Genomic DNA, 2557 nt, shown 5'->3' with positions numbered 1-2557 from the left:
GTGGCACGATGCGTCCATTGACCTTGGCACCGCGACAGCGATGTCCGACATCGGTATGGATGACGTAGGCGAAATCGAGCACGGTGGCGCCTTTGGGCAGATCCAGAACCTGCCCCTTGGGTGTCAGCAGGTAGACCCGATCTTCGATGACTTCAGTGCGGAATCCCGCCAGCAGGGAGGATTCGTCATCCTGGTCATCGCGCGATTCGAGCAATCTGCGCATCCAGGCAATCTTGCGCTCGAAACTGGCATCGCCACCGCTGCCCTCCTTGTAGCGCCAATGGGCGGCAAAGCCGAGCTCGGCAAAGGCGTGCATGTCATGCGAACGAATCTGAACTTCCAGTGTGCGCCCTTCCGGACCTGCCACGGCGGTATGCAGCGACTGGTAGTTGTTGCCCTTCGGGCTGGCGATGTAGTCATCGAATTCGCCGGGGATGAAGGGCCAAAGCGAGTGCACCACGCCGAGCGCCGCATAGCAGGCCGGAATGTCCCTGACCAGAACACGCAGCGCGCGAATGTCGTAGAGGTCCGAAAAATCGAGCCCCTTCTTCTGCATTTTCTTCCAGATTGAACTGATGTGCTTCGGCCGCCCGGCTATTTCGGCCTCCACGCCTGCATCACTCAGTGCCGCCTCCAGCACACCTCGTGCGTGGCTGATCCATGCTTCGCGATCGCCGCGACGCTCATCAAGCAGCCGGGCGATTCTTCGATAGGTCTCCGGATGCAGGTAGCGGAAAGCGAGATCTTCAAGTTCCCACTTCAGTTGCCAGATGCCGAGGCGATTGGCCAGCGGTGCGTGGATATCGGTAGTCAACTGGGCAAGGGATTGACGCTCTGCCTCATCCAGGTCCATCGCATTGCGCATGCGCACAATTTGTCCGGCAAGCAGGATGAAGACCACGCGAAGATCACGAATGATGGCCAGCAAAAGCCGGCGCAAGCCTTCGGCTGCTCCGGAACCGGCACGCACCGAATACAACGGCCAGACTTTTTCTGCGGCGCGCTGGCCCTCGACCAGGTCTTCGACCTCCTCGCCATAGGCCTTCAGGTCGGTTGCACTGAACTCGCAACCCGCCTGCATTGCTTCGTACAGCAACAGAGCAGCCTGGGCTGCATTCCCTGTTTGGAGCCTGTCCAGCTCGGCAAGCACAGCCTCACGCAGCGGCGCAGCCGTTTGCCAGCGCGAACGGGCGTCGGCCTGCCCGGCCAGTCGCTCTTCGATTCGGGCCAGCACATGGGCCTTGGAAATCGGGGAATTCGGCCCTTCGCTGGGCTGGTTCACGACACCATCCTCGAATCAGGTACCGGGATGCCCAGACACGGCAAGAAATCCGTGCAGGCAATTGGGCCCCACCAATGGGGCACGCCGAGGAACGGTTGCGGCAATCAGTTCGCCTGACTGCCGCGGGGTTCGGCCAATCGGATCAGTAGACGTACCAGACGCTGTCGTCGCTGTACCAGTCCTGCGATTCCTCGCTCACGCCAGCCATGCCACCGCTGGTGCGCACTGCCGCAAAGCCCTGCGCGGGCGTGCCCGCAGTCGGGCTGCCTGCCACATCACGATAGACCAGCACGTAGAACGGCCCCGGACTGCCGGAAGGGAAGACGAGTGGCTGATAGACGAACGGGCCGGTTTCCTTGAAGAACCCCGGGAACAGGATGCTGTTGTCGTCGCACAGGCCAGCCGGAGGGACCGAACCGCCTACCCAATCGGATCGAAGCAGGCACCAGTTGGCATCGGTGATGGCCGACAATGCGCTGGTATTGAAACCATCGACCAGAGTCCATCCAGCACCCGCCGGAGTTGTGGGGTCGAATTGCATTTCGACACTGACAACCGTCACGGCTTTGCCGCTGAAGCCGGCAAACGACTCACCGCTGACGACAATGTTCTGATGCGGGCCGTCCGGAGGTGTCCCTGCGGAATTGCCGCCGAAGGTACTGTCAAACAGGCCCTGGCTGACATTCGGGAATTCGGTGCTGCTGCCCGGAGTCGAATTCAGGCAACGGAACTGGCTGGTGGCGAGGCTCGTGGCCTGGCCCATGTAGAGCGTCGGCGAACCGTTCTTGTGGAAGCCGCTGCCTTCGTAAACGAAGCTCTGCAAATAGACGTCGGGAAATCGCCAGACATCATTGCCAACCGACGCGGGCAACTGGTAGCGCGGCAGCAGGGAAACCTGACTTGGCTGCAACGGAGCGTCCGCGCAGAACACATGGGAATTGAAATAGGCCGTTGCCGTGGAAGCGCCTGAAGCCGGCTTCACGAACTGGAAAGACGATGGGACGGTTGCATCGAGCTTCACCGTGGCCTGGTCACCAGAGACCAGATCACCGCCAATAAGGGCCGAAGTGCCTTGAGCCATCACGGCGCCGGAAGCGGCGACCAAGGCGAGGGAAAGCGCAGCGCGAAGGCTGCCAGCAAGATACGTATTCATCAATTTCATCGACATCCGGATTGCATAGTGGATCGGGGAAAGGTGCTGCATGGAGTGCCGACATTTCGTCCGACGCACACGCACAATCTGGGCACACGGTTTTCCGTTGCCCGATGCTAGAC

At 60.8% G+C, this 2557-nt stretch carries 2 protein-coding genes; both read right to left on the bottom strand.

What is annotated here, in order from left to right:
• Positions 1 to 1210, bottom strand: a 1210-nt coding sequence (locus WBP53_RS16285) for a RelA/SpoT family protein (protein WP_423930803.1), incomplete at its 3' end; no start/stop codon positions are given.
• 214 nt (positions 1211 to 1424) lie between these two features.
• A complete protein-coding gene (locus WBP53_RS16280) occupies positions 1425 to 2450 on the bottom strand; it encodes a hypothetical protein (RefSeq protein ID WP_423930802.1) in 1026 nt (341 codons plus the stop codon).
• Positions 2451 to 2557: the final 107 nt, after the last annotated feature.

Source organism: Dokdonella sp., from assembly GCF_049593775.1.
Classification (GTDB): domain Bacteria; phylum Pseudomonadota; class Gammaproteobacteria; order Xanthomonadales; family Rhodanobacteraceae; genus Dokdonella.
The sequence above is the reverse complement of the archived record's forward strand: the minus strand, read 5'-3'. Positions and strand labels throughout refer to the sequence as shown.